Origin of the sequence: Egicoccus sp. AB-alg2 (genome assembly GCF_041821065.1) — a bacterium.
In the GTDB taxonomy this organism is placed as follows: domain Bacteria; phylum Actinomycetota; class Nitriliruptoria; order Nitriliruptorales; family Nitriliruptoraceae; genus Egicoccus.
In genome coordinates this window covers 106,665-133,228 of record NZ_JBGUAX010000002.1, presented here as the reverse complement: position 1 = coordinate 133,228, position 26,564 = coordinate 106,665, and the positions used below count along the sequence as shown (strand labels likewise).

24 protein-coding genes and 1 pseudogene are annotated in these 26,564 nt (G+C 72.5%); 8 read left to right on the top strand and 17 right to left on the bottom strand.

The window, feature by feature from the left end:
* Positions 1-6: 6 nt before the first annotated feature.
* A pseudogene (locus ACERM0_RS03240) lies at positions 7-699 on the bottom strand (MFS transporter); the annotation flags it as partial.
* Between the two features lie 103 nt (positions 700-802).
* Here ACERM0_RS03240 and ACERM0_RS03235 point away from each other — a divergent pair.
* Positions 803-1,387: a TetR/AcrR family transcriptional regulator gene (locus ACERM0_RS03235; RefSeq protein WP_373677081.1), complete on the top strand. Its 585-nt coding sequence runs from the start codon at positions 803-805 to the stop codon at positions 1,385-1,387.
* 141 nt (positions 1,388-1,528) lie between these two features.
* Here ACERM0_RS03235 and ACERM0_RS03230 read toward each other — a convergent pair whose 3' ends face one another.
* Positions 1,529-2,194, bottom strand: coding sequence for a response regulator (locus tag ACERM0_RS03230; RefSeq protein ID WP_373677080.1), 666 nt, complete (start codon positions 2,192-2,194; stop codon positions 1,529-1,531).
* Complete coding sequence (locus ACERM0_RS03225; RefSeq protein WP_373677079.1) at positions 2,191-3,426, bottom strand: sensor histidine kinase; 1,236 nt, start codon at positions 3,424-3,426, stop codon at positions 2,191-2,193. The genes ACERM0_RS03230 and ACERM0_RS03225 overlap by 4 nt, the downstream gene beginning before the upstream one ends.
* Positions 3,427-3,444: 18 nt before the next feature.
* Here ACERM0_RS03225 and ACERM0_RS03220 point away from each other — a divergent pair, with 18 nt between their 5' ends.
* Complete coding sequence (locus tag ACERM0_RS03220) at positions 3,445-4,008, top strand: hypothetical protein (RefSeq protein ID WP_373677078.1); 564 nt, start codon at positions 3,445-3,447, stop codon at positions 4,006-4,008.
* Between the two features lie 104 nt (positions 4,009-4,112).
* Here ACERM0_RS03220 and ACERM0_RS03215 read toward each other — a convergent pair whose 3' ends face one another.
* Complete coding sequence (locus tag ACERM0_RS03215; RefSeq protein WP_373677077.1) at positions 4,113-4,820, bottom strand: hypothetical protein; 708 nt, start codon at positions 4,818-4,820, stop codon at positions 4,113-4,115.
* A gap of 168 nt (positions 4,821-4,988) precedes the next feature.
* On the opposite strand from ACERM0_RS03215, the gene ACERM0_RS03210 reads away from it, so the two are divergent.
* Together ACERM0_RS03210 and ACERM0_RS03205 are read left to right on the top strand one after the other, a co-directional pair.
* Entirely contained in the window at positions 4,989-6,872 is a 1,884-nt protein-coding gene (locus tag ACERM0_RS03210) for a sensor histidine kinase (RefSeq protein ID WP_373677076.1), read from the top strand.
* Positions 6,869-7,528, top strand: coding sequence for a response regulator (locus ACERM0_RS03205; protein WP_373677075.1), 660 nt, complete (start codon positions 6,869-6,871; stop codon positions 7,526-7,528). The genes ACERM0_RS03210 and ACERM0_RS03205 overlap by 4 nt, the downstream gene beginning before the upstream one ends.
* A gap of 57 nt (positions 7,529-7,585) precedes the next feature.
* Here the strand turns inward: ACERM0_RS03205 and ACERM0_RS03200 are convergent, their stop codons facing one another.
* Together ACERM0_RS03200 and ACERM0_RS03195 are read right to left on the bottom strand one after the other, a co-directional pair.
* Positions 7,586-8,440: an ABC transporter permease gene (locus tag ACERM0_RS03200; protein WP_373677074.1), complete on the bottom strand. Its 855-nt coding sequence runs from the start codon at positions 8,438-8,440 to the stop codon at positions 7,586-7,588.
* Complete coding sequence (locus ACERM0_RS03195) at positions 8,437-9,330, bottom strand: ABC transporter ATP-binding protein (protein ID WP_373677472.1); 894 nt, start codon at positions 9,328-9,330, stop codon at positions 8,437-8,439. Before ACERM0_RS03195 ends, ACERM0_RS03200 begins: the two co-directional genes overlap by 4 nt.
* Positions 9,331-9,787: 457 nt before the next feature.
* On the opposite strand from ACERM0_RS03195, the gene ACERM0_RS03190 reads away from it, so the two are divergent.
* Positions 9,788-10,090 (top strand): hypothetical protein, encoded by a 303-nt coding sequence (locus ACERM0_RS03190; RefSeq protein WP_373677073.1) that lies wholly within the window; start codon positions 9,788-9,790, stop codon positions 10,088-10,090.
* Positions 10,091-10,098: 8 nt separating this feature from the next.
* On the opposite strand, the gene ACERM0_RS03185 is transcribed toward ACERM0_RS03190, so the two are convergent.
* From ACERM0_RS03185 to ACERM0_RS03140, 10 genes are all read right to left on the bottom strand, one after another.
* Entirely contained in the window at positions 10,099-12,282 is a 2,184-nt protein-coding gene (locus tag ACERM0_RS03185) for an alpha/beta fold hydrolase (protein WP_373677072.1), read from the bottom strand.
* Positions 12,283-12,297: 15 nt separating this feature from the next.
* Positions 12,298-13,077, bottom strand: a complete 780-nt coding sequence (gene mddA, locus ACERM0_RS03180) for a methanethiol S-methyltransferase (RefSeq protein WP_373677071.1) — start codon at positions 13,075-13,077, stop codon at positions 12,298-12,300.
* A gap of 39 nt (positions 13,078-13,116) precedes the next feature.
* Positions 13,117-13,701 (bottom strand): OsmC family protein, encoded by a 585-nt coding sequence (locus ACERM0_RS03175; protein WP_373677070.1) that lies wholly within the window; start codon positions 13,699-13,701, stop codon positions 13,117-13,119.
* Positions 13,702-13,771: 70 nt separating this feature from the next.
* Complete coding sequence (locus ACERM0_RS03170) at positions 13,772-13,954, bottom strand: hypothetical protein (RefSeq protein WP_373677069.1); 183 nt, start codon at positions 13,952-13,954, stop codon at positions 13,772-13,774.
* 33 nt (positions 13,955-13,987) lie between these two features.
* Complete coding sequence (locus ACERM0_RS03165; protein ID WP_373677068.1) at positions 13,988-14,380, bottom strand: carboxymuconolactone decarboxylase family protein; 393 nt, start codon at positions 14,378-14,380, stop codon at positions 13,988-13,990.
* Positions 14,381-14,608: 228 nt separating this feature from the next.
* Complete coding sequence (locus ACERM0_RS03160) at positions 14,609-16,096, bottom strand: HNH endonuclease (protein WP_373677067.1); 1,488 nt, start codon at positions 16,094-16,096, stop codon at positions 14,609-14,611.
* 246 nt (positions 16,097-16,342) lie between these two features.
* Positions 16,343-19,882: a BTAD domain-containing putative transcriptional regulator gene (locus ACERM0_RS03155; RefSeq protein ID WP_373677066.1), complete on the bottom strand. Its 3,540-nt coding sequence runs from the start codon at positions 19,880-19,882 to the stop codon at positions 16,343-16,345.
* Between the two features lie 121 nt (positions 19,883-20,003).
* Positions 20,004-20,642 (bottom strand): cation transporter, encoded by a 639-nt coding sequence (locus tag ACERM0_RS03150; protein WP_373677065.1) that lies wholly within the window; start codon positions 20,640-20,642, stop codon positions 20,004-20,006.
* Positions 20,639-20,971: an ArsR/SmtB family transcription factor gene (locus ACERM0_RS03145; protein ID WP_373677064.1), complete on the bottom strand. Its 333-nt coding sequence runs from the start codon at positions 20,969-20,971 to the stop codon at positions 20,639-20,641. The genes ACERM0_RS03150 and ACERM0_RS03145 overlap by 4 nt, the downstream gene beginning before the upstream one ends.
* A gap of 75 nt (positions 20,972-21,046) precedes the next feature.
* On the bottom strand, positions 21,047-21,880 hold the full coding sequence (locus ACERM0_RS03140; RefSeq protein WP_373677063.1) for an alpha/beta fold hydrolase: 834 nt from the start codon (positions 21,878-21,880) through the stop codon (positions 21,047-21,049).
* Positions 21,881-22,041: 161 nt separating this feature from the next.
* Here ACERM0_RS03140 and ACERM0_RS03135 point away from each other — a divergent pair, with 161 nt between their 5' ends.
* Positions 22,042-23,718 (top strand): LuxR C-terminal-related transcriptional regulator, encoded by a 1,677-nt coding sequence (locus tag ACERM0_RS03135; RefSeq protein WP_373677062.1) that lies wholly within the window; start codon positions 22,042-22,044, stop codon positions 23,716-23,718.
* Positions 23,719-23,920: 202 nt separating this feature from the next.
* Positions 23,921-25,312: an FAD-binding oxidoreductase gene (locus ACERM0_RS03130; protein ID WP_373677471.1), complete on the top strand. Its 1,392-nt coding sequence runs from the start codon at positions 23,921-23,923 to the stop codon at positions 25,310-25,312.
* Between the two features lie 6 nt (positions 25,313-25,318).
* On the opposite strand, the gene ACERM0_RS03125 is transcribed toward ACERM0_RS03130, so the two are convergent.
* A complete protein-coding gene (locus tag ACERM0_RS03125) occupies positions 25,319-25,636 on the bottom strand; it encodes a DUF1905 domain-containing protein (protein ID WP_373677061.1) in 318 nt (105 codons plus the stop codon).
* A gap of 317 nt (positions 25,637-25,953) precedes the next feature.
* On the opposite strand from ACERM0_RS03125, the gene ACERM0_RS03120 reads away from it, so the two are divergent.
* On the top strand, positions 25,954-26,484 hold the full coding sequence (locus tag ACERM0_RS03120) for a DUF488 family protein (RefSeq protein WP_373677060.1): 531 nt from the start codon (positions 25,954-25,956) through the stop codon (positions 26,482-26,484).
* Positions 26,485-26,564 lie beyond the last annotated feature (80 nt).

The window sequence follows — 26,564 nt, the reverse complement described above, 5'->3', positions numbered from 1 at the left end:
GACGATCCAGAAGCCGGCGGACCAGCCGGCGGTGAGTCCTGCGGCGATGACCCGCTCGCGAGCGAACGTCCAGTACGGGGCGCTGGTCATCCCGACCACCAGGGAGAACGACAGCAGGCTCCTCGTGGGCGTCGGTCGCCGGCGGGGACGTCGATCTCTCGGGGCTCCGCCGGCAGCGTCACGCCTCCGGTTGGTCAGCCTGACCCACGCCGTCGCCGCCACGAGGGCCGCGAGCAGCGCGAACACGCTCCAGGTGGTCCTCCACTGCACGGCCAGCAGCACCGTCGGGGCGGAGATCGCGAGCCCGAGGCTGGTGCCGCTGTTGATCCAGGTCTGCGCGGGCGAGCGGTCCGCGCGCCGGAACCGCTGCACGACGAGCTGCGCCAGGGCGGGGGAGGACAGCCCGCTGCCGGTGCCGGCCACCAACACCGCGGCCCCCAGGCTGATCGGTCCCACGCTCGCCGCGACCGCACCCAGCCCGACGGCGGCACACAGACCGGCCCCGGCCGGGATCCGGTCGGCGCCGAGGCGGCGGGCGAGCCGTGGCGCGCCGACGAGTCCGAGCGCGTAGCCAGCGTGGGAGAGGCCGCCGATCGCGCCGCTGGCGGTCGAGCCGAGACCCAGCGATTCCTGCAGCTCCGGGACGAACAGGCCATAGGCGTACCGGCCCAGGCCGTAGCAGACCGCGATGACCGCCATCCCGGTCAGCACGTCTCCCGCCTGCCGTGATGGTTCGATCATCAGCGCCTCACCCGGTAGATAGAACGATCGGTCTACCGTAGCGGCGCATACCATGACCGGCATGACCGGAAGATCGCAGGACGAAGTCGCCGTGGCGTCGCCGCGCCAACGGCTCCTCGCGGCTGCCGACGAACTCTTCTTCGCACGCGGCATCGTGAACACCGGTGTGGACGCGATCCTCGACCACGCTCGAGTCGCTCGAAAGACGCTTTACCACCAGTTCGGCGGCAAGGACGGTCTCGTGGTCGAGTACCTGCGGACCCGCGACCGGCGATGGACGGCGCACTGGCAGGCTGCCATCGACGCACAGTCGACCCCCGAGGGGCGCCTGCTCGCCATCTTCGATGCGCTCGACACCTGGGAGGACGAGACGCGCCGAGCGCGAGGCTGCGCGTTCGTCGACGCACTCGTCGAGGTGGCCGACCCGTCACATCCGGCCACCAGCGTCGTCGTCGACCACTGGACGGCCATCGCCGGTTGCCTCCGGGCGCTGGCCGCCGACACCGACGCCGACGACCCGGACCGCCTCGCCGCGGACGTCGAGCTGATTTACCGCGGCGCCCTCTCCGCCATGATGCTCGAACCCCCCAGCGTCGCCGTCGAGAGGGCACGGGCGCTTGCCCACTCGAGGCTCGACGTGGCGTGATGGGGCTGCATGGTTGCCTCGCTACCGCAGGCCGGATCCGTCCCAGCAGGTGCACGCCTCGGATCTCGTCGATCCTGCCTCGGGTCCTCCTACCGGGCGGATGCCGTTCCTCGGTCGTTCGTGATCGGCCGATGCATCAGATCAGTTGGCGTCACCCGGGCGCACGAGCCCGAGCTCATAGGCAGCCACGGCTGCTTGGGTGCGGTCTCGCAGCTCGAGCTTGCGCAACAGCGAGGCGACGTGTGTCTTGACCGTGCCCTCGCTGATGTAGAGAGCATCGGCGATCTCGAGGTTCGAGCGGCCGTGGGCGATCTCGCGCAGCACGTCGGTCTCGCGTTCGGTCAGCCGTGTCAATGCGGGTGAGGGCTCGGCCCGTCGGGTGGTGTAGTCGCGAACCAGCCGGTCCACGAGCGCGGGGGCGAGCGCGGTCTGGCCCTCTACCGCGGTGCGGGCGGCCTGGCGGATCTGGTCGGGTGGCATGCTCTTGAGCAGGTAGCCGGCGGCACCTGCACGAAGCGCGGCTACCACCAACTCGTCTTCGGCGAACGTGGTCAGCACGACCGGGCGGACGGCTGCCAGCTGGGGGGACGCGACGATCCGGCGGCAGACCTCGACCCCGTCCATGATCGGCATCCGGACGTCGAGCAGCGTCAGGTCGGGTCGATGCTCGATGGCGCGTCTCAGTGCCTCACGCCCGTCGGCGGCCTCGGCCACCACGGTCATGTCGCCATCGAACTCGATGACCATCCGTAGCCCCTGCCTGACGAGTGGTTCGTCGTCGGCGATCACCACCCGCAAGCCGGTCACGGCGATCGCTCCGGCAGTGGGATGTGCACTTCCACCCGCCAGCCGGCTGCGTCCGAAGCGACCGCCAGCGTGCCGCCCAATGGTTCGAGTCGCCGCTGCAGGCCCATGAGCCCGCGACCCGTACCCGGCCTGGCGCCGTGTCGGGCGGGGCCCGGATCGGCCACGACGGTCACCAGCTCGCCCGCCCGGGAACACACACGCACGTCGGCCACGCGCGCGTGGCTGTGCCGCGCGATGTTGGTCAGCGCCTCTTGCACCACCCAGTACGTCGCGTTCGCGACGCTGCGCGGGACCTCGTGCGCCTGGACCTCCAGGTCGACCTGCAGTCCGACGGGGGCGATACCGGCGACCAGGTCGGGAAGGTGCGCCAGGCCCTTGCCCCTGTCGCCCTCGAGATCCAACAGCCCGAGAACCCGGTGGAGATCGGTCAGCGCTTCCCTGCCGGTCCGCTCGATCAGCGTCAACGCTTCCGAGGCCACCGGCTGATCGACCCGTTCACGGGCGCTGCCAGCCTGCAGGGTCATCAACGTCAGTGCGTGGCCCAACGAGTCGTGCACGTCCCGAGCGATGCGACCGCGCTCCGCGTCCACGGCGGCGCGGGCGGTCCGGTCAGCTTCCACCTCGGCAGCCACCCGTCGATCGGTCGTCACCCGCAGCCCCCGACCGGCCGCCCACGCCAGGACGAGCAGCGCCGCGTTGACGACCACGTCGGCCACTGGCGCCGCACCGGCCAGCGTGTCGTATCCCAGCCCGCAGACCAGCGTCACCGCCACCCCGACCACACCCTGACGGAGTGGAGCGAACCAACCGAGCGACGCCAGCAAGAACAGGAGGGCCAGATACGGCGTGGCCACCGCGGCCGGACCGATGAGAGGCTGGAACAGCAGCCCGACTGCAGCGATCAGGATCGACCAGAGTGGAGCTCGCCGCCGCAACGCCAGCGCGGGCAGGATCAGCAGGCTCGTTGCGTGGTGCCAGACCACTGGCCCGCCCGCCTGCGCGGCGAGCAGTACCAGCTCGATTTGGGCCACCGCCGTCACCGCGACCGCGAGTAGCAGGTCGCGCGCGAACGGCGTCCGGGGCGCGAGCTTCATGCCAGCGATCTTAAGGACCCCGGCGGTAGCGCACGGCAGATCTCTGCCTCGAGACAGAGGCGATCGAGCCACCAGGGGGAGGTCGGCCGGGCGCCGTTCCGGTTGCCTCCTCGCAGTCGGGCCATGTCGGTCCGACACGTTCGGAAGGAGCCTGTCATGTCCTGGTCCCCACTCACGAGCCGCGCCACTGCCGCGACCAACGATCACCGGCGACGCCCTGCCCGTCTCGCAGCCCTCGCCGCCACGGCCATGCTGGTCACCAACGGGTTCGTCGCGCTCGCGGGCGACGTCGACGAGCACACCACCGGGCTCGGCCTCGTGTCAGAGGTGACGGCAGGGCTCGCCTTCCTCGCCGGCGCCGTTGCCCTCGCACTGATCGTGCCCGTGACCGGTTGGCGGGCGCTGCTCTGGTGGCTGGCCCCCACCGGGATGACCCTCGCCGGTCTCACCATGGTCAGTGTGCCCGTCGCCGGGTCGGAGCCGCCCGACTGGCTGTTCGTACTCGCCGTCCTGCCGACCTTCGTCGGCCTGGTCGCGGCCGGGGTACTCGGCACCGGCAGGCGCTGGCCCTGGTGGACCGGCGCAGGCGTCGCAGCGTTCCTCCCGATCATGTTCCTGCTACCCCCCTTCGCGAACGGCTTCGGCATGGCTCTGGTCTGGCTGGCCGTTGCCCTGGCCGCGGACCCCGGGCCCGCCCCACTGCCAGCTGTGGCTGACTAGCGACGTCGAGAAGCGGGTCGGGCGCCGGACACTCGCCGCTGTCGCGGCGACCGTCGGGCCGAGGGTGCGGGGCTGCACCCGGCCGCTGGGCCGGGCTCAGCGCGTCAGGCCGGTCCGGGAACCGTGCGGACGGAATGCGTGGTGGCGGGGGGTTCGTGTGTGCGGAGCATCGTGCGCGCCGCGGGGAACAGCCCGGCCGCGAGCAGGATCGCGGTGAAGGCGGACGTCGCGGGTGTCGACCCGGCGATGACCATGACGGCGACACCTGCGACGACGGCGAGTGCGGCCCACAAAGGAATGATTCGTGCGCGGCGCAGGCCGACGACCTGGGGGATGGGCGCGAGCAGCCCCAGCAGGAACGGGACGAACAGCGCGATCAGGAAGCTGTTGACCCCGGTCGCGACGAAGAGCTCGGCGGCGACGCCGAGATCGTGGAAGGCGGAGAAGGCGAGGGACAGCCCGAAGTAGCCAGCGAGGTGCACGGCCTGGCCGATGATGCCGAGGGCGGCCAGGGTCGCGCCGACCCAGGCCCAGCGCGGCGCTCCTTCGACGGACAGCCGCCAGACCGCGAGCATCGCCGGGAAGGACAGCAGCACCGCGAGCAGGACGAGGTAGGACGCGGCGAGGAAAAGGCCGCGGTTGGCGTCGATGCTGGCCAGGGTGGCGGTGGCCTCGGCGACGCCGTAGTCGGGGTCGACACTCCCCAGGCCGGTGGGGGGCTCGGCCGCCATGCGTAGTTGGTCGCCGATGCCGAACAGCAGCGGGACGAGCACGATGCTCATCCCGCCGATCAGTCGGTTCGCAGAGCTCATGAGGGTGCTCCATGTCGTCCGCGGCCCGTTCCGCGGTCCACGGTCACCTTCAGCGCTGCGGCGCCCCTTCGCGTCAGCCTCGACGCACCGACCGGGCTCGCGCCAGGTCGGAGGCGGCTCAACCTCCAGGCGGACGCGGCCGGGGCTGCGTGTCGTTATGGTCCGGTCATGAGGATCGGTCCTGCCTACCGTCTCGAGGCCGCCCTGGCGGCCGGCTGCGTCGCCTCGGATGCGCTCTTGCTGGCCGCCGAAGGGCTGGGACCGGTGCTGAGCGCGCCGTTGAGCGGGCTGGTGGTGCTGGGCTTCCGCCGTGCCCCGCTGGTCGCGGGCCTGAGCACGGCCGGTCTCCACCTGCTGCGCGCCGCCCTGGGGGTGCCCGCCGAGAGCCCGGCCGGCATGGCGGTGTTCCTCATCGTGGCCTACGCGCTCGGGCGCTACGCCGACAGAGCCGGGGGCCTGGCGGTCGCCGGGGTGCTCGCCGCCGCGCAGTGGGCCACCGACCCAACCCTCGCGACCGGCCTGTTCGTCGTCGTCCTGGTGGGGACCATCTGGGTGTGTGGCTACCTCGTTCGCCGTCGCACACTGGGGGCCGAGCAGGCCGCTGAGGTGGCCGCCGAGTTGGCCGCGACCGACCCGCAGGTGACGGCCGCGCAGGTGGTGGCCGAAGAGCGGGCGCGCCTGGCCGGCGAGGCGCTGCGCACGATCCGCGCCGCGGTGGTGGGGATGGCCGGCCATGCCGAGCAGGCGGGGCGTGACCTCGACCGGTCCGCGATGGTCGCGATCCAGCAGCAGGGCAGGGACGCCACCACCGAACTGCGACGGCTCCTCGGCCTGTTGCGCACGGAAGCGGACGTCGCCGACCCGCCGCCAGCCCCTCGGCCACCGCCACGTTGGCGCACCGACCTGGCCACCGCCGCCGCGGTGGCAGTGCTGTACGTCGGCGAGATGGTCCTGTACGCGCGGCTGGACGTGGCGCCGGAGCGTGCCCTGGGCGGCCTGCTCGGGGTCGTGTTGGCGGGCGGGTTCGTCGCGAGTCTCGCGCTGCGCCGCACCGACCCCTTGCTGGCCTGTCTGGCCGCTGCGCTCGCGCCCGCTGGGGCCCTGATCCTGGGCCAGCCGCTGCCCTACGGCCTGTGGAGCGCAGCCGTGTTCATGCTGCTGGCCTGGTCCGCCGCCGGCGAGAGGAGCCGGCGTGCCTGTGGAGCGCTGTCGCTCCTGGCCGTGTTGGTGCTGGCGGACGTCTATCACGACGAGCCGGACAACGTCGTCATGACCTCCGCGCTGCTGGCCCTGGCCGCGGTGGCCGGGCACGTGTGGACCGCCCGCCAGCGCGAGGAGCGAAGCTCGGAGGCGACCGCGACCTCGCTCAAGGCCCAGCACGACGCGATCGCTGCGGCCGCGGTCCAGAGCGAGCGTCTACGCCTGGCACGTGAGTTGCACGATGTCGCCAGCCACGCCGTCGGAGTCATGGTCCTGCAGGCTGGCGCTGCCGCCGCGTTGGCCGCTCGGGCACCCGCACAGGCCCGGGAGGCACTGGCCACGGTGCGCAGCACCGGCGCCGACGCGCAGGTCGAGCTCGACATGCTGTTCGGTCTGCTCGACGCCGGTGCGGTCGGCGCGGCCGGACTGGCCGCCAGCCCCGAAACGAGCGGCCTCGACGACGCGCTGCACGCCCTGGCGGGCCGGATCGAGGCCGCTGGCCTGACCGTGTCGTTGGGCCTGCCCGAACGGCTGCCGCACGATCCTCCGCTGGCGGCGACGATCTATCGGATAGTCCAGGAGGCGCTCACGAACGCGACCCGTTACGCGCCCGGCGCCGCCGTGCAGGTCACCGTCGCCGACCAGGACGGCATCCTGGAGGTCATCGTCCGAGACGACGGCCCCGGACACGAACCCGCCATCCCCTCCGCCGGTGGGTTCGGGCTCGTCGGCCTGGCCGAACGTGTCCGCGCCCTTCGCGGCACCGTCACCGCCGGACCCGCGAGCGACCGCGGCTTCGTCGTGACCGCGCGGCTCCCCCTGGACCGACCCGCCCCCCAGGTGCAGCCATGATCCGGGTCGTGATCGCCGACGACCAGAACCTCATCCGCGGTGGCCTGCGCGCCATCCTCGATGCCGAAGCCGACATCGAGGTCGTGGCGGAGGTCGCCAACGGGCTCGACGCCGCCACCGCCGCGGCCACCCACCAGGCGGACGTCGTGCTCATGGACGTCCAGATGCCCGACGTCGACGGCATCAGCGGTACCCGGACCGTCCTGCAGGCCCGCCCCGACTGCCGAGTCGTCATCCTGACCATGTTCGACCTCGACGAGTACGTCGTCGGTGCCCTACGCGCGGGTGCGAGCGGTTTCCTGCTCAAGACCACACCGCCAGCTGACCTCGCCGACGCCGTACGTGCCTGCCACACGGGCGAGATGCTGTTCGCACCCACCGTCACCCGCCGGCTCGTCGAGACCTACGTCCATCATCCCCCAGCCTCGGGTGACATCCCGGACACCCTGGCCGCACTCACACCACGGGAGATCGAGGTCTTGCGCGTCATCGCCCGCGGTCTGTCCAACGCAGAGATCGCTGCCGAGCTCTACCTCGGCGAGGCCACCGTGAAGACGCACGTCACCCGCATCTTTGCGAAACTCGGACTCCGCGACCGCGTCCAGGCCGTCGTGCTCGCCTACGAAACCGGTCTCGTCAGCCCCGGCGAAGGCTGACCAGCCTGGTGTCGTGTTGCGAGGTCACTGCGCCAGTTCCACGGTCCATCCCGGCGGTCATCGCACCCACTGCGTCGCCTGCTCACGGGCAGCCTGCACCGCTGCGCCGGACTGGCGGCGTGCCATGCGCCGCAGCACCGGCGGGCAGATGGCCGTGCCGACGATGGCCCACGCGGCGAGGACGGCGACGGTCGCGCCGGTGCGCCACGACTGTCCAACCTCGATCGCCAGGGCGGCATCGGGCAGGAACGCCGAGCGCATGCCGAGCCCGATCCAGTAGAGCGGGAAGGCCTGCGCGATCGGCTGGACCCAGCCCCAGAGGGCCTGGATCGGGAAGAAGATGCCCGAGATGCTCACCAGCACCATGATCGGCAGCATGCCCCAGCTGCCGACTTTCTGCGTGCTCGGTACGAGGGCGCCGATGACGATGCCGATCGGCATCATCGCGGCCAGACCGAGCAGCAGCACCCAGATCATGGTCAGCCAGCCCGTCGTGCCGCGCTGCATGAGCCCGTCGAACAACAGGAAGCCCGGGACCAGGATGACCAGCAGCATCGGTACCAACCCGAGCGAGTGGTAGGCGAGCTGGCTGGTGACGTATCCGCCGATGCCGTGCGGCATGGCCTTGTAGCGCAGCAACGTGCCGTCCTCCCGATCCATGGCCAACTGGTAGGCAGGACCGATCACCACCCCGAACGCGAGCAAGCCACCCAGGATCGACGGCATCGACACCTGCGGGATGGTCATCCCGATCTCGTCGATGACCGTGTTGCGACGGATGAAGAGGTAGCCGAGCACGGCGAGCGCCATGAACAGGTAGAACCCCTGGTCCTGCGGGCTCTTCAAGCTCTGGAGGAACTCGGTCCAGCCTCGGTGGAGCCCGATCCGGCTCGCATGCAACTTGGGGTTCACGGACCCACCTCCTCGGTCGTGCGCGTGAACGTGGATGCCGCATCGACCGCGTCGCCAGACTCGTGCTGCTGCACCATCGTCAGATAGGTGTCCTCGAGGCTCGTGTGGCGCACCTCCAGGTCGTCGAGGTCGTCGTACTGGGCGAGCAGCTGCCGGACGAAGCCGACGGCGTCGTCGGCCGCGTGCACGTGGTGCTCCCCGTCGCGGCGCCAGCGGACGTGGGTCTTGCCCTCGACCTGCCGCGCGAGCTCGTCGGCCGAACCGTCGGCGACGATCCGGCCCGCCGCCAGGATCAGGATCCGGTCGGCGAGCTTCTCGGCCTCCGCCAGGTCATGGGTGGTCAACAGGATCGTGGTGTCCTCGACCTCCGACAGTCGATACACGAGGTCGTGGAACTCCCGGCGCGCGTGCGGGTCGAACCCGGTCGTCGGCTCGTCGAGGAAGAGCAGTTCTGGGCGGCCGACGATGCCGATGGCCACGTCCAGCCGGCGGCGCTGGCCTCCGGAGAGCGTGACGATCTTCTGGTCGGCCTGCTCGACGAGGCCGACGAGTGAGATCAGCTCCTCGACGTCACGGGGACGTGGCCTCTCCGCGGTCGAGAAGGGCAGGTAGTAGCGGCCGAGGTGGGTCAGAAGCCGACGGGGCGTCCATCGCGGATGATCGCGCCACGACTGCAGCACCACCCCGCTGCGTGCCCGCCAGGACTCGTCGCCGGTCGCCGGGTCCGCACCGAGCACGGTGACCTCACCGCCGGACGGCATCCGGAAGCCCTCGAGGATCTCGATCGTCGTGGTCTTGCCGGCACCGTTGGGACCGAGCAGCGCGACGACCTCCCCGCGCGCCACGTCGAAGTCGACACCCGTGAGCACGTCGCTGTTCCCGTACCGCATCCGCAACCCGCGCACGACGACGGGATGTTCGGCGCCAGCCTGTTCGACCCTCGAACCGTCCACATGGCCTCCTCGCGGGCTCATTGCGCAGCGCAAGTCGTACGTCTAGTCGTTCGAGGGCGGCCGTGCGGTCGGAACGAGCCGGGGAATATGGCACCGATCCACCGTGCTCGCCCCGGTGCGGGGCCGTCACCGACCTCGATCTGAACTGGGCGGCTTCGCGGCCGTAGGATCGCGGCGATGCCCGGACACGGAGGAGCGCCCGTGCCGATACGCCAGGACCAAGAACCGTTCGTCCCGGCCGATTTCTCACCGCCGACGCACCTGGACCACACGGCCTTCCGGCTCCGGCCTTCTCGGCCCGGAACACAACGAGCGCGACCACGCGGCGTGGATGGGCTCCATCGACCACATCCGTTCGACGCCGGGGTATCCGGACGGGAGCTGGCCGCGGCCCATGTCGCTCGAGCAGAACCTCGCGGACCTGCAGCGCCACCACGACCACTTCCGCGACCGGGTCGGCTTCACCTACACCGTGCTCGAGGCTCGTGGCCCCGCCGACGTCGCCGACGTCATCGGGTGCGTCTACATCTACCCCGACGACCAGCCCGGCACCGACGTCCATGTGCAGAGCTGGGTTCGCGTCGACCGGGTGGATCTCGACGCGCTGCTGGCCGCGACCGTCCGCGCGTGGCTCGAGAACGCGTGGCCCTGGCGACCCGAACGGATCCGCGACCACCCGCGGGACACCGCGAGCTGATCCGGCCGTCACAGCAGGTCGGCGAGCAGCGCCGCGGCGCGTTCGGCCCCGTCCGTGGCGACCGGCCGGTAGGCGACGTCCCGGCCGATCTCCTGCGCGATCACGGCCGCGAGGTGGTCCGGGTCCGCTTCCTGGTAGTCCAGGCGGCGGCCGGCGCCGTAGCGTCGCAGCCGGTGCGCCACGTGGTGGTGCTGCTCGAAGTGGTGGCGGAGCGGCACGTAGACGAACGGGCGGCCGGTCGCGGTCAGCTCCATGCAGGTGGTCAGCCCGCCCTGCACCACGGCCAGGTCGCAGGCCGCGAGGTGGCGGTGGAGGCCGGGCAGGAAGCCGACCACCTCGAGACCGTCGTGGCTCGGCAGGGACGCCGGGTCGATACGCGGGCCGGCGACGACCACCATGCGCAGCCCGTCGACCGCGCGTGCGGCCTGCGGGTGGGCCGCGATGACGCGACGCAGCAGGTCGCCGCCGACACCCGATCCACCCACCGTGACGATGCACACCTGTTCGCCCGGCGCGTAGCCGAGTTCGGCGCGCAATTCGTCGCGGTCGGGCAGGCCCACCGGGTCGAAGCCGGTCACGTAGCCGGCGAAGTCGTAGTGCGCCTCGGTCCACTCGCGGATCCCGGGCAGGTCGGGACCGAAGCGACCGGGCACGATGTCCTCGGGGTCGCCCACGAAGATGGCCCGGTCCCGTACGTACGGGAACCGTTCGATCTGCTCGATCATCTCCGCGTTCACGTCGGCAGCCACGACCGCCTCGCGCGCGTCCGGGTCGGTCGAGCCGGAGAACGGCCCGCGGTCGCCGCCCGGCATCGGCAGCATCCCCACGAAGTCGGTGAACCACGCGTACGCGCCGCGCTTCAGCTCCGGGTTGTCGTGGAGGAAGTGGTCGACGTCCCAGGACTCGTCCCCGACGACCAGGTCGTAGGTGCCGTCGGCGACGAGGTCGTGGAAGACGTGGAAGTTGGCGACCAGGATCTCGTCCATCTCGCGCAGCGCCTGGAAGCAGTGCAGGTCGTGCTCGCCGGCCTGCGCCTCGACGTGGCCGGACTCGCTGGCGAGCCAGGCGCTGGCTGGATGGACGCGCTCGCCGGCCTGCTCGAGGAACCGGGTCACCGGATGTTGCGTGAGCCAGTCCACCTCGACGTCCGGGTGGTGGCGGCGCAGTTCCTGTGCGATCGCGAGGTCGCGGCGGGCATGACCCAGCCCGATCGGCGAGGACAGGTACAGCACGCTCCTGCCACGCCGTGCGGCACGCCGCCAGGTGCGGCGCCCCGACGGAGCCGGCCGGAACCGTTCGGCGAACTGCTGGATCGCCAGGTTGAGCCGGACGGGGTCGCGTGCCAGCGGCAGGTGCCCGCCGCCCTCCAGGACCAGCAGTTCACCCCCGGTCAGCTCCGCCAACCGTTCGGCCCGTCGCAGTCGGCTGATGCGATCCCGATCGCCGTGGATCACCAGCGTCGGGCTGGCCACGGCGGCCGCCCATGCCTCGACGACCGGGCGTTCGGGCCTGGCCTGCCCCCGCGCCTCGGCGACCAGCACCTCGGGCGTCGTCTCCAGGCCCCAGGCGACGCAGTCCTCGATCGGCTTGGTCGAGAACTCCTCGGAGAAGCACTGGCCGAAGAAGAACCAGAGGAAGTCCTCGTGGTGCTCCTGCCAGTAGGCGAGGTTGTACTTGGGCCAGTCGGTGGCCGCATCGCGTCCGCCCGACGGGACACGCGACGGCTGCAGTCCGCGCGGCGCCGGACCCGAGAAGTCGACACCGACGCTGCGGGCATCGTGGCCGTCCGCCACGTCCAGCGACGGCGCGACGTAGACGGCACCGAGGACCCGGTCCGGGTGGTTGCTCGCGAGGTCGAGCACCCAGTTCGCGGCCTGCGACAGCGACACGAGCACGGCCAGCTCCGTCCCTGTGGCGTCCAGCACCGCGAGGGCGTAAGCGACCTGCCGCTGATGGTGGTAGGCCTGCGGGTCGACGGGCCGGTCGGAGCGGCCGTTGCCGGGACCGTCGTAGGTGACGACGCGGAAGTGGCGGGCGAGGTGGCCGATCTGCGCCTTCCAGAACCGTTTGTGGACGATGGTCCAGGTCGGCAGGAGCAGCAGCGTCGGGGCGCCGTCGCCGAACACCTCGTAGTGGATCTTGACGCCCTCGTGCTCGACGAAGCCGTCGGCGTCGGCCTCCCGCGCTCGCATGATCCGCTCCCTCCGTCAGCCATCCTGCGCGACGGGCACGCCATCGTCCACCGGCGCACCCTCGTGCGGGCGGGCGAACCGAGGCACGAACCGCGGGACCTCGGCCTCGTAGCGCCGGTAGGTGTCGCCGAGGCTCGCCCGTAGGTCGCGCTCCTCGAACCGGACCCCCAAGAGGATGTAGCCGGTGCCGAGCGCCGCGAAGAGCAGCCGGCCCTGGCTCATGTCGGGCGTGGCCCAGAACGCGATCAGGAAGCCGACCATGATCGGGTGCCGGACGAACGCGTAGAGCATCGTCAGACGGAACGGCGGCGGGACGTGGGCGCGCTCGCGGGCGCGCGCGACCACCTGGCTCAGCCCGAACAGTTCGAAGTGGTCGATCATGAACGTGCTGCCCACGACGGTGACCCAACCCAGGCCGTACAGGCCCCACAGCCCCACCCGTAGCCATCCGGACTCGACGGGCCAGACCGTCTCCGGCATCGGCTGCCAGAGCCGGACGACGAGCACGAGCGACAGGCTCGCGGCCAGCACGAACGTGCTGCGTTCGATCGACGGCGGCACGAATCGGGTCCACCAGCGCTTGAAACCGGGCCGGGCCATGACCGTGTGCTGGACGGCGAAGAGCCCCAGCAGCGCGGCGTTCACGGCGATCGCGACCGGCAGTGGCCCGGCCGGCCCCTCGTCGATGCCGCGTGGGACCACCGCGTTGGCGAGGAACCCGACCGTGTAGGCGAAGACGCCGAGGAACAGCAGGTAGGCGAGGGCGCCGTACCCGACGAGGAGCAGCCGTCGCATGATCATCCTCCGCTTGCGTGGTCGTCGCGTCCCTGGCTGTCAGGTCGTGGCGGTCGTGGCAGTCGTAGGCGTCGGGCGCACCGGCGCGATCGCCTCCGCCTCGGCGTCGAGGTGGACCGAGCCGCGCAGGGAGCCGGCGACCGGCGAGGTGGCGACGGCCGAGGCGAGCAGTTCGCGCAGCGCGCCATCGTCCACCTCGGTCGCCACCTCGGCGTGGAGCGCTATTCGTGTCATGCCGGGCTCGACGCCGGGTACTCCCAGGCTGCCGCGCAGGTCGAGGTGTCCCTCGGCGCTGATCGTCAGCCCGTCGAGGTCGAGCCCGCCGACGGCGGCATGCTGCACGAACTGGTGCAACACGCAGCCCGTGAGCGCGGACAGCAGCAGCTCGCCCGGGGCGGGCGCACGGTCGTGGCCGCCGAAGGGTGTGGGCAGGTCGACGCCGACCTCGTGATCGCGCGGCAGGGCGAGCGGCCCGACGCGGAGTTCGTCGGCCCGCGCGGTCGCGGCGAAGGCGCCCGCCCAGCGGTTGGTGACGCGTAGACGGGTGGCGCCGGCAGCCGGTCCGGCGGCGAGCTGCGCCGTGGAACGTTCGAGTACGGTCAGATCCAGTCCATTGCGGTGCATGTGGTACCTCCGGACGGCGTTCGGGATTCGCAGGCCCGCAGCAGGGAGGCGCGCGGCGCGGCTGCGGCGGTCAGCTGCGGGCGACCGCCTCGTCGTAGCTGTCGAGCACGGCGCGGAGCTGCGAGCGCGCCTCCGGGGGCAGCTCGCCCTCCGCCCCGCCCTCGGCCCACCGGGCCGCGGAGATGAGCGCCGCGAGCTCCAGCGGGTGGAACGTCACGCGCCATGCGGTCGGTCGGACTCGCTCGACCCTCACGAGCGTTCCTCCTGGGCAGACGCCGCCTCGCGGTCAGGCGGACAGGTGCGCGCCGATCTGCGCGAGCTCGTCGGCGAACCGGTCCTCGGGCTCGCGCATGCCGTTCAGGTACACGCTCCAGCCGACCGTGTACTTGGCGAGGTGGACCGCCTCCTGGATCTCCTCGTCGGTCGCGCCGAAGAGCTTCGCGGCCTCGGTGTGGAACAGCGTGCAGTAGCGGCAGCGCGTCTCCGCGTGCACTGCGAGCATCAGCAGTTCCTTGTACTTGTTCGGGATGCGGGTCTCGCCGAACTCCATGCGCTGGAACAGTTGCCACTCGTGGTCGAGCGTGTCCTCCGGGATGGTGGTGAAGAAGCTCGGGACGAGTCCCAGCGTCTCCTTGATCTCGGCCTCCACCTCGGTACGTGCGCGTGCGGTCGTGGTCATGGGGCATCCCTCCTGACGTGGTGATGCCCACACACTGCCGCGCCCTGTTGCAGCGGCGTTGCAGCGACACAGCGCAACCGGCTGCTCGGGCTGGCCACCGACGACGACCGCCTCGCCGCGCGCCTGTGACGGCGCCCGTCTGACGGCCCGGCGACATGCGGATGTAGCCGGGCGTGCCGAGCGTGGTGCGGTCGGGTGCGGTCGACGGATGTCGCCGCAAGTGCGAGGTCAGGCGGTGACCGGTTGTCGCCGTAGCGGCGGGTCGGAGGTCGCCCGCCGAAGTCCGCGTTTGACGGTGACGGTCCCGTCGACGGTCATGTCGAGTTGCCAGCGGCCTTCGGTGACCGCGGTGTGATGCCGTCGGCAGAGCGCGACCAGGTTGTGCAGCACCGTGTGGCCGCCGTGTTCGCGTGGGATGACGTGGTGCAGGTCGGTCCAGGCGGCCGGCATCCGGCAGCCCGGGAACCGGCAGCCCTGGTCGCGGGCCAGCACCGCCTGACGTAGCCGGGCTGGGATCGACGTGGTCGGGGCGCTGATGCCCAGCACCTCGTGCCCGTCGGTCAGCACGAACTGCATCCGGCAGTCATCCGTCAGCCGCCGCAACGCCAACGGGGTCAGCGCCGGCGGCGCGCCCGGCAGCCGCCACAACAGCCGCGCCCGCCGCGCCTGCTCGGAGTCACCGACCAGGGACTGGATGTCGGTGACCACCACCATCGACGGGCGGGCACGCACCATGGTGCCGTCGGTACGGTGGCCGGACAGGAACACCTCGGCCAGCTTGACGAACGCATCCGCCAGCTGCCGGCCCCGCGGCCGATCGAACCCCTCGCCGAGCACGTCCGGGCCGTCGTCGTCGACGGTGTCCGGATCAGGGTCGAGGGCGTCACGGGTCACGTCGCGGTCACCGGTGGGCGGTGCGGCGGCGGCTTCGAGCGCCTCGCGGAGCAGCGCCCCCTCGGTGGCCGGGAACGCGAACGAACCGCGCACGCCGCCTTCGAGGTCGGGCTGGACGTGCAGATAGCGCCGCTCGACCCGCCGGACACTACGGGCCTGTTCGAGGTCTTCACGTAGCCGGCCGGCCGCGACCCGCACGTGGTCGACCAGCTCGTCGGCCTGCAGCCGCTCGAGCTCGTCGAGATCCGCGAACCGCTGGTCGAGCTCGGCCCGCAGCGCCACCGTCAACGGGCCGGCTTCGCACACGATCGCGCGGACCTGCCCCCAGCCGAGCGCACCGGCATGGAACGCGGCCTTGACGTTGGGCATACAGGCCAGCACGTCCCGGACGGTGTGCAGGAACCGCCGGTCCCCGAACGTGGCCTTGGACTGCAATGCGAGCAGCCCCTCCAACGGCAGACCGGCCCGACGTTCGGCCAGCGAGCCGTCTTCGATGCGGTCGACCAGTTCGACCACCGCGGCCTGGCAGGTGTCAGCAGTGGCGAGCAGTTCCAGCAGCCCGGCCAGCTCCCCGTTACCAGACACGGCCCGGTCGGCCGCCAACACCCGGACCCGTTCCATCGCAGCGGCCGCGTGCCGGATCGCCAGGCGCAGATCCCCACCATCGGTGTGGCCGGGCACCGGAGCGGCGTCGGTCGTGTAGTCCGGGGCGTGTTCGCGGGCGCCGTTGTGGTGCAGCCGGACTGCTCGGTACCCCGCGCGAGGCGCGGTCGCGGGCACCGCGCTGACGGTGCTGGGCGGGGTGGCGGGGGGTGTGGGCATGGTGCGTATGGTATGTGGCGGGTTGGCGATTCAGCGGCTGGATCTGCGGTTCCTTGTGGATTCGTCGGTCAACGTTCCACAGCCTGCAGCACCGCACGACCAAGACGACGCCCGCGCCACGCGGGCGTCGGGAGTCACCAGGACACCGACGTGGCCGATCCCGGCGGGCCAGCCGCGATGACCGGGCGACGCCGAGCACGATCCCGGCCTGACGCAGCCCGAGGACCTGCTCCCGGCTGCCCCGGGTCAGCCGGCCGGCTCGCCCGTCGGGTCCGCCGCCCGCCGCTGTGCGACCTGGCGGAGTCGCGCCGCCAGCGCGGCGTCGTCGACGGATGCGGCGATGGCGTCGAGGTGGCGGTCCGCCATCACGGCGTGCGCGACGGCGGCGTCCGTGTCGCCCATGGCGGTACAGGCGTGGCCGCTCGCGACGCGTGCCTCCCAGGCGAGGGGGAGCAGCCCGACCTCCTCGGCGGTGCGGTGTGCCTCGTCGAGCAGGCGCCGCGCGTGCTCGTGGTCGCCCAGCAGGTGCCGGGATCGGCCGCGCAGCAGCCGGTCGGTGACGACGATCTCGTGCCAGTCGGCGGCGGCCGCCGGTGCGCGGACGGGTGCCAGGAGGGCTTCGGCCGCGTCCAGGTCACCGCGCGCCAGTCGTACCCTTGCCAGGGCCGCGTAGGCGTGCGCCCCGTGGAGGAACGCCTGACGCGGTGGCGTCCGCACCGCCGCCGCCAGCCGCTCGCCGCGGGTGAGCCACCTCGTTGCCTGCTCCGTGTCGCCAGCACGCCACGTCGCCAGCGCGAGGTGGGCGACGCAGCGCAGCAGGTAGCCCTCCATGCCGTCGCGTTCGACCGCCGTGACCGCCTGCTGCAGGCGGTCGACGGCTTCCTCATGGGCGCCGGCGTCGCTCAGTACCCAGCCCAGCATCGTCGCCGCGAACGCCGTCCACCACGGGTGGCGTGCCGAGACCTCGGCGCGACCGGCCGTGCGCGCGTCGTCGATGGCCCGCCCGTAGTCGCCCTGCGCCCGTCGGAACCACGAACGGTGGGCGAGGAAGAAGGCCCGCCACGGATGACCGGTGCGCCGGTTGAGCGCGAACGCGCGGTCCAGGACCAGCTCGGCGGTCCGCCACCGGCCGCGTGCGAACGGGGGCATGGCGGACTCGAACAGACACCACTGCAGCAGGGCGAGGTCGCCGGTGTCGCGCAGGAGCCGCTCGAGGGCCGGCACGACCTCCTGGAGCCGGTCGAGGTCGCCGGTGTAGGCGGTGACGTTCTTGACCGCGTCCAGCGCCAGGGCGAGCGCCCGGTCGTCGTCGAGCTCGCGGGCGCGGGCGAGCGCACGGTCGGCTAGGTCGGACGCGAGGTCGAAGCGGGTCCGGTTGGCCCACACGACGGCGAGCCGCCCCATCAGCTCGACCTCGATCGTGCCGAGCCGGGCCGCCTCGGCGACGTCCAACCCGACCTCGAGGTAGGGCACGCAGTCGGTCGTCGGCCGGCCGAGCCCGACGATCACGTCCCCGCCCAGAGCTCGCAGCGCGGCCGCCTCCAGGTCTGGCCGGGCGCTGCCGCGGGCCAGCTCCGCGGCCACCTCCAGGTCGACGAAGGCGCCGACGTAGTCGCCCTGGACCTCCCGGACGGCCCCGCGCGCGAGCCGGGCGCGTGCCGTCCCGATCGTGTCGTCGAGGCGCTCGCCGGCGTCAATGGCCTGGGTGAGCAGGCGCTCCGCGTCGCGGTTCGCGTATTGGCTCGCTGCGTCGTCGGCGGCGTCCAGCCAGGACTCGAGCGCCAGGGGCAGGTCGCCGGCGGCGTGGGCATGGCGCGCCACGGCTTCCGGTTGCCCGGCCAGGAGCGCGGCTGCACGCCGGTGGTGCAGAGCCCGGGCCGGCCCAGGGATCGACCGGTAGACGATCTCCCGGTTCAGGTCGTTGCCGAACGCGAACCGGACCCCGTCCTCCACCAGCAGCCGGGCGTGCACGGCACGTCCGGCACGGCGCACCGCCTCGGCGACTGCCAGGTCGAGCAGGGCGGCCACGGCGCCGGGCTCGAAGGTCGGCCCGAGCACGGCCGCGGCGCGCAGCAGCTCCTCGACGTCGGCGCCGGCCCGCTCCACCCGACGCAGGACGGCGGCCTGCAACGTGACCGGCAAGGGCGGCTCGTCCGCGTCGTCGTCGGCCTCCGCCAGCGCAGCGAGCGACTCGACGACGGACAGCGTGTGCCCCCGGGTCATGGACAGGATCCGCGCCGCGAACCGCTCGGCGCCGGCCGCGCGGACGAGGGCGGCCACGGCATCGTCGGGCAACGGTCCGAGGTCGAGGCGTTGTGCGACGTCGTGTAGCTCGCGCAGCACCTCGGCGCCTTCCTCGACCCGGATCGTCGCCACCATCAGCAACGGGGCAACGATCGTGTGGCGCGCGAGGAAGTGCAGCGCCTCCAGCGTCGACGCACCCGCGAGGTGCAGGTCGTCGAGGTGCAGCAGGGTCGGCCGGTCCCGCGCGAGGTCACCGAGCAGGTCCGTGACGGCCTGGAAGGCGCGGCGCCGCTCGATGTCCGCCGACGCCCGGTCGTACGGACCGGGCTCGAGGATCGGGCGAAGCTCGGGGACGAGCTCGACCAGCGTGCCCGTCCACGGCCCGGCGAGCTCGCGGAGCCGGTCCGGCGGCTCGCTGCCGGCGAGCTGCACCACGACCTCGACGAGTGGCGCGACGAACTGGGATTGCTCGGCCTCGTGGCAGCGCACGTGCAGCCGCCGGCCGCCGGTGGACCGCACGAGCTCGCCCAGCTGCTCGGCGAGTCGGGTCTTGCCGATCCCGGCCTCGCCGACGACCAGTACCAGTCCAGAGCGTCCCCCGATCGCGGCTTCCCACTGGCGCCGCAGGACGGCCAGTTCGTGGTCGCGACCGACGAAGCCGGCCGAGACGGTCTTGCTGGCGTCATGAGGTGACGGGCCCACGACCGGCGTCGGTGTGGTCCGATCGCCGTCGACCATGAGGCGTTCGTCGCGCAGGATCGCGAGGTGGACGTGGCGCGTGCGCACGTCGGGGTCGACGCCCAGCTCGTCCGCCAGCGCCGTGCGCAGGTCGTCGTAGGTGCGCAGCGCGTCGGCCTGCTCGCCGAGCAGATGCGCCGCCCGCATGGCGGTGCGCGCTGCCACTTCGTCGAGCGGGTCGGCGGCGAGCGCGTCGCGGGCCAGGTCGCGCGCGCCCGCGGCGTCGCCGAGTGCGAGGGCCGCGTCCCAGCCGAGGCGGCGAAGGTCGTGACGGAGGCGCTCGAGCGCGGCGCGGGCCGGTACGAGCCAGTGGCCTTCGTCGTCGGGGAGCAGGGTCCCCGCGCCGACCAGGCCGAGCGCCCGTCGGGCCGCGGTCGCGGCCAGGGCCGGTTGGGCGGCGGCGAGCCGTGCCCGGGCTTCGGCGGCCAGGCGCTCGGCGTCGTGCAGGTCCGTGGCGAGCCGCGCGCTGGTCCGGAGCCGGTAGGTGCCCGCGCCACCCTCGATCGCGTCGCGTCCGAGCATCGCCCGCAGACGGCTGACGAGGCTGGCGACGTTGCGTTCGGCGTGGTCGGGCGGCGCGTCGCCCCACAACAGCTCGCTCACGTGGCCGAGACGGACGCTGTCGTCGGCGTGGACGAGCAGGAGCTTCAGCAGCGTCCGGCCCTTGCGGCTGCCGATGTCCCGGTCCGGCACCGGGTGGCCGTCTCGCCACGCCGCGAACGACCCGACGAGCTGGAAGCGGAAGCCCGCGGCCCGGCTCCCCCCGGCCTCCGGCGACGGTGCGTCCGGCGCGTGCGCGGTCACTTCGCCCCATCCACCTCGATGACCACGTGACCACAGCATGGCAGGGCGGCCGGGCGGGCGCGACCGGTCGATGCGAGCTGCCAGCCCGCGCCGGCAGCGCCCGCTCCAAGCGTCCCGCCAATCAGGCGCAGCAGGTGTCCTCGAGGCTGTCGGCTCGCCACGTCCTGATGGCCTCGAAAGACGCGAACCCGGCGAGAGCGAGCGCCGCGACGGGGTCGGCCCACCACCAGCCGAGGAGGGCGTTCAGCGCGAGGCCGGCGAGGACCACCGCGGAGAGCCAGGCGCACAGCTCGGTCTGGCGGGACTCGGACACGACCGCCTGCGAGCCCAGGACCGGTCCGAGCCGCTTCTTCGCGCGCGCGAGCACGGGCATGACGATCACCGACACGCTGGCGAGCACCATCCCGGGGACGCTGACGTCCGGGGCGCGCTGCTCGACCAACTGCGCGATCGCCTCGTAGCCGACGTACACGGCGAGGACCGCGAAGCATCCCGCGATCCACCGGGTGGCACGGCGGTCGTAGCCGGCCATGCAGCCACCGCGACGTTCCTGCGCCAGCCGCCAGGCGAGCACGATCGAGGTCGACACCTCGACCCCGGAGTCGAGCCCGAACGCGATCAGGCTGATCGAGCCGGCGGCGATCCCCGCCGCGACGGCCACGATGCCCTCGACGACGTTCCAGCCGATGGTCAGGTTGTTGTAGAGCCGGACCCGCCGGACGGCCTCGACCCGGCTGATGCTCGGCGCGGTCGTGGTCATGCCGATCGCTCCGGCCGGTGGGCGTGCTGCGGGTCGACGGCGACCGTGAGCTCGACGAGGTCGCGCAGCGCGGTCGCCAGTCCGGCGTCCACCAGCTCGTAGCGCATCCGCCGGCCCTCGGGGAACGCCACGACGAGGCCGCAGCCCCGCAGACACGCGAGGTGATTCGAGATGTTCTGTCGCGACTCGTCGAGTTCGACCGCGAGCTCGGCGGGGTAGCCGGGACCGCGGGCGAGTGCGACGAGCAGGCGCCGGCGGGTGTGGTCGGACAGGGCGCTGCCCAGACGACTCAGCCCGTCGAGGTCGATGTCGTGGTCATTGGCATCCATGCGAAGACAGTACATCATCACCTGTCGGATACAGGATCTGCTGTACCGACGGGTGCGGGAGCCGGGCCGCTTCGATCAGGCGCCCGGGCCGCTGCGGAGGAAGTCGACGACCCGTCGGCTGAACTCCTCCGGGACCAGGTCCATCGCGATGTGCTGCTGTCCTTCGAGGATCTCGACCCGGACATCGGGTAGGGCAGCGGCGACCGTCGCGTAGTCGTTCTGGATCGACGGCGGGCTGTCGGATCCGACCAGCAGCAGGACCGGCAACGCCAGCCCGGCGGCCTCGTCCGCATCGAACGCCGGCACGCTGCGTTCCTCGCGCAGGATGGTGTGTGCTGCGGCGACCCGGCGGGGCCACGCGGGCAGGGTGCGGTAGATGGCGAATTCCGCGTCCGGCATGCCGACGACCTCGCGCATGAACAGTTCCAGCGCGGCCTCCGGGGCGCTGGCACCCAGCAGCTGCCCCATCCGCTCGTGCACGTCCGCGGAGGCGCTCATGCTGGCGGGATCGGCTGCGGGCCAGCCCTCGTAGAGCAGCAGCGAGTGGACGTTCTCGGTGAGGTGAGCGGCGCCGTAGGCGACGACGCCACCGTACGAGTGCCCGAGCACGTCGACCTTCTGGCCCGACGCCGCGGCGACGTGGTCGACGACCGCTGCGACGTCCTCGTACTCGCGCTCGATGGCATAGACAGGGCCGTCGCTACTGGCGCCCCGTCCTCGGCGATCGATCGCGTGGACGGTGGCATGCGCCTCGAGCAGCCCCAGGATGGGAGCCCACCGCGCGTGATCGGCGGTGGTGCCGTGGACGAGGACCAGCGGCGGGCCTTCACCGCTGGTGAAGCAGGCGATCTGGGTGCCGTCGGGCGAGGTGATGCGGGTCTGGGCGGCGCGGTCGGTCGTCGCGGTCATCGTCGTCCTCCTGAACCTGGCTGACGACGTCCACCCTGGGCTCCTCGGGGGAGGATTGCATCGGTAGTCCTACCCAGTCGGGAAAACGTCGCACCGGGTCTGGGGCCGATCGCTCCGACGCGGTGGTCAGGGGTGGTCGGCAGGTGCATACTCGATCGGACATGAGCTCATCACGGCCGACAGCACCGACCGGCACCGACGGTGGCTGGGAGGCGCTCCGCGCTGGTGACTGGGCCGCCGCGCGCACGCTGTTCGATGCCGCCGTGGCGGTCGACGGCGCTCCCGAGGCCTGGGAGGGTCTCGGGTGGGCGAACTACTTCCTCGACGAGGACCCGGGCACGTTCGAGGCGCGGGAGGCGGCCTACCGGGCGTACCGGGAGCGCGGCGACGACGCGTCGGCCGCGCGTGTGGCCGCGTGGTTGGCGGCCGACCACTACGAGTTCCGTGGCGAACCGGCGGTCGCCAACGGTTGGCTGCGGCGTGCCCGCCGCCTGCTCGAGGGGCAGCCGCCCGGGCCGGATCACGGCTGGCTCGCTGTCCACGAGGCGTCCTTCATCCTGCTGGACGACCCGGAGGCAGCCGGGCGCCTGGGTGCTGAGGCGGCGGCGCTGGGTCGCCGCTACGACGTGCCGGAGCTCGAGATGGTCGGCCTGGCCACGGAAGGCCTGGCGAAGGTGCTCGAGGGGGACCTCGCGGACGGCATGCACCGCCTCGACGAGGCGACGGTGGTGGCGCTGGGTGGTGAGGCGGACCAGCTGGCGTGCGTCGCCTGGGCGTGCTGCTACCTGATCTCGGCCTGCGAGCAGGTCCGTGACTACGACCGCGCCGGCCAGTGGTGCGTGCGGATGACCGAATTCTGCGAGCGGCACGGGGTCGGGCTCATGCTGGGGCAGTGCCGCGCCAAGTACGCCCGCGTGCTGATCTGGGAGGGGCGCTGGGAGGAGGCCGAGACCCAGCTCGGGCAGGCCGAGACCGAACTCGGCCTGGCCCGCCCGGCATTGACCGGCGAAGCGCTCGTGCGCCTCGGCGACCTCCGGCAACAGCAGGGACGCCTCGAGGAGGCGGCCGCCCTGTACGCACGCTGCGACGGCAACCTCTACGCCTCCCTCGGCCTCGGTTCGCTCGCGTTGACGCGGGGCGACGCCGAGCAGGCACTCGACCTCGCCGACCGGTTCCTCCGCCGGCTCCCGCCCCACGCGTTCGAGCGGGCCGGTGGACTCGAGTTGGCGGTCCATGCCGCGGTCCGTCTCGGGCAGGGCGAACGCGCACGGCGGTCGCTCGACGAGCTGCAGCAACTGGCGGCGCGCGTCGGGACCGGCCCGCTGCAGACGGCGGCGCTCGCGTGTGCGGGCACGGTGGCCGCCTTCGACGGCGACCATGCGTCAGCCCGTCGAGCCTTCGAGGACGCCCTGGACACCCCGGCGGGCCGCCGCGCGCCGTTCGAGGCCGCCCGCATCCGCGTGGAACTGGCCACCACCCTGCGGGCACTCGGTCGCCGCTCCGCCGCGCTCGTCGAACTCGAGCGCGCCCTGGTCGGCCTCCGCGACCTCGGGGCCGCCGCCGAGTGTGCCCGCGTGGAGGCGCTGGCACGGCAGTGGCGCGCCGAGGCAGGTCCGGGTGAACCGTTGCGCCCCGACGGGCCGCTGGGCTCCCTGACGCCGCGGGAGCGGGAGGTCCTGTGCCTGGTGGCCGAGGGGCTGACCAACCACCAGATCGCGCAACGGCTGGTCCTGAGCGAGCACACCGTCCACCGCCACGTGGGCAACCTGCTGCGCAAGCTCGCACTGCCGTCGCGGACCGCGGCCGCCTCGCTGGCGGTGCAGCAGGGGCTGCTGTAGCCAGAACGGGCCATCAGCTGCGGCGGCCGGGTTGGCCATCGCGGGGGACGGCAGGGGAGCGGCCGCGCCGTAGCGTCGAGGCATGACCAGCGACACGCCCGGCGATCCACGCGACCGCGTCGGCGCCCCCGTTCGCGGGGAGCTCCAGCGGCTCGCCCACCTCGCCGCCGTGTTCGCGGACTCGCGGAGAAGGACCACACCGATGAGCGCACCCACCATCGCCGGCGACGTCGCCGCACTGCGCGACCGCCTCGCCGGGACCGTGCTCGTCGCCGGCCAGGACGGCTACGACGACGCCCGCACCCTCTTCAACGCCACCATCGATCGCCGGCCCGCCGTCATCGCCCGGTGCGCCACCCCCGCCGACGTCGCCGAGGCCATCGCCTTCGGACGTGCGCACGACCTCGCGGTCTCGGTGCGCTCGGGCGGCCACGGGGTCGCGGGCGCGGCCTTGAGCGACGGGGGACTGGTGATCGACACCCGGCTCATGCACGACGTCCACGTCGATCCCGTGGCGCGAACGGCACGGGTCGGCGGCGGGGCGAACTGGGGCATGGTCGACCGGGCGTGCCAACCGCACGGGCTGATGACGACGGGCGGGCGCGTGACGACCACTGGCGTCGCCGGCCTGACCCTCGGCGGCGGCGACGGTTGGCTGGCCCGCGGCTTCGGCCTGGCCTGCGACAACCTGCTGGCCGTCGAGCTGGTGACTGCGGACGGACGCACGGTCGTCGCGTCGCAGGACGAGCATCCCGAGCTGTTCTGGGCCCTGCACGGCGGCGGCGGCAACTTCGGCGTCGCCACCTCGCTGACCTTCCGCCTGCACGAGCTGCCCGTGACGACGTTCGCCATCCTCGTCTACGACCCGGAGGACGGCGAGGAGCTCGTTCGCCGCTACCGGGACCTGATCGAGTCGGACGCGCCCGACGCGTTCGGCGGCGGTCTGGTCTACCTGACCGGCCCGGAAGAGGACTTCCTCCCCCAGCGGCTCGTCGGCAGGTTGACGCCGGCCGTGGTCGTGGTGCACGCCGGCCAGGAGCCGGAGGCGCGCCGGCTGATGGCGCCGCTGCTGGACCTCGGTCCGGCCGGCCAGATCGTCGAGGAACTGCCCTACGCCGAGGTCCAGGGGGCGCTCGACGACCCACCCGGCTACCGCAACTACTGGACGGCCGAGCACCTCACGCGGCTGCCGGACGAGGCCGTGACGGCCTTCTGCCGGCGCGCCTCCGACATGGTGGTCCCGTCACCGTCCCAGCACGCACTGCTGCCCTGGGGCGGCGCGATCGCGGCGCAGGCGGGCACGTGGCCGATCGCCAACCGGGACGCCACGTGGTGCGTGCACCCGTTGGGGCTGTGGGAGGACCCTGCCGACGACGACCGGGCGATCGCCTGGGCAAAGGCCGTCCGGGCCGACCTGGCCCCCTACGCCGCGGCAGGCACCTACCTCAACTACACCACCGACGAGGGCCGCGATCGCACGATCGCCGGCTTCGGCGGCGAGGCCAACTACCGGCGCCTGGCCGCGGTCAAGGCCGAGTACGACCCGGACAACGTGTTCCGGTTCAACCACAACATCGAACCCGCAACCGCCTGACTCACCTCATCCCGGACCGTCGATGCGCAGGTGCACGGTCGCGTGATCGCCTTCGTCGAGGTGCTCCGCGTCGCGCACGGCGGCCTTGACCGGCACGACGTAGCGGCCGTCCTTCGGCCACAGCGCCGTCTCCCACTCGCTCTCGCCGATCCGGATCGTGGCCGGGATCATGCCCCAGCCGTAGCTCACCAGCGGCGCCTCGTCGTGGATCAGCGCGCACGCGTCCGCGGGCACCGTGACGAAGTAGAACGGCGCCGGCCCCCGCCAGTACCACAGCTCACCGTCGAACTCGAACGTCAACAGCGCGGCCGAGGTGTCCGCCACCTGAACCTCCCCCCACGCCGGCGCCGGGACAGCATGCCGCATGACGCGGACACATGCCGTCCGTGAGCCGGCGGGCCCAACAGGCTGCGATCCCACAGCAGGCCGTGACTGAACAGGATCGTCTCTTCGCCCGCGCCCGTGTCCTCGTAGTACAGCCGCGTGCCGTTGACCTCGACCTGCGGCATGACGAGCCCCCGAGCGCTTCGGCGGCAGGCTAGCTACCGGACGTGCGCCCGGGGCTACCGTGGCCGGGACCTCGCGGCGACCTCGACGTCGCTGCGTCCGGACCGGCAGGGGGACGGGATCGTGGTGGGCTCGTGATCGTCACCGTCGGGCACGGCACGGCGTCGCAGCAGGAGCTCGAGGCACTGCTGACCGATGCGGGCGTGGCCTCGGTCGTGGACGTGCGCCGCTTCCCGGGCAGCCGCCGTCACCCGCACGTGGCGCGGGACCGGCTCGAGCTGTGGGTGCCCGCGGCCGGCATCGACTACCGCTGGGAGGAACGGCTCGGCGGCCGCCGCAAGCGCGTGGAGGGCTCACCACACACCGGTCTGCGCAACGCCTCGTTCCAGGCGTACGCGGACCACCTCGACACACCCGAGTTCCGGGAGGCGATCCACGCCGTCCTGGTCGAGGCGAGGCGCCATCGCGTCGCGGTGATGTGCTCCGAGTCGCTGTGGTGGCGCTGCCACCGGCGGATGATCGCGGACCACGTGACGCTGCTGACCGACGTCCCGTTGCGTCACCTGCTGCACGACGGCCGCCTCGACGAGCACCGCCCGACCGACGTGGTCCGCGTCCAGGACGGCCGGCTCGTCTACGACGGCGGCGAACCGCAACTCCTCTGAGCGCGTCCCGGTACGGGCCGGCGGCGCCGGTGTCGCCGCGGCCCGAACCGTCCGGAACCGTGGGCTGGACCGCCCGTTTC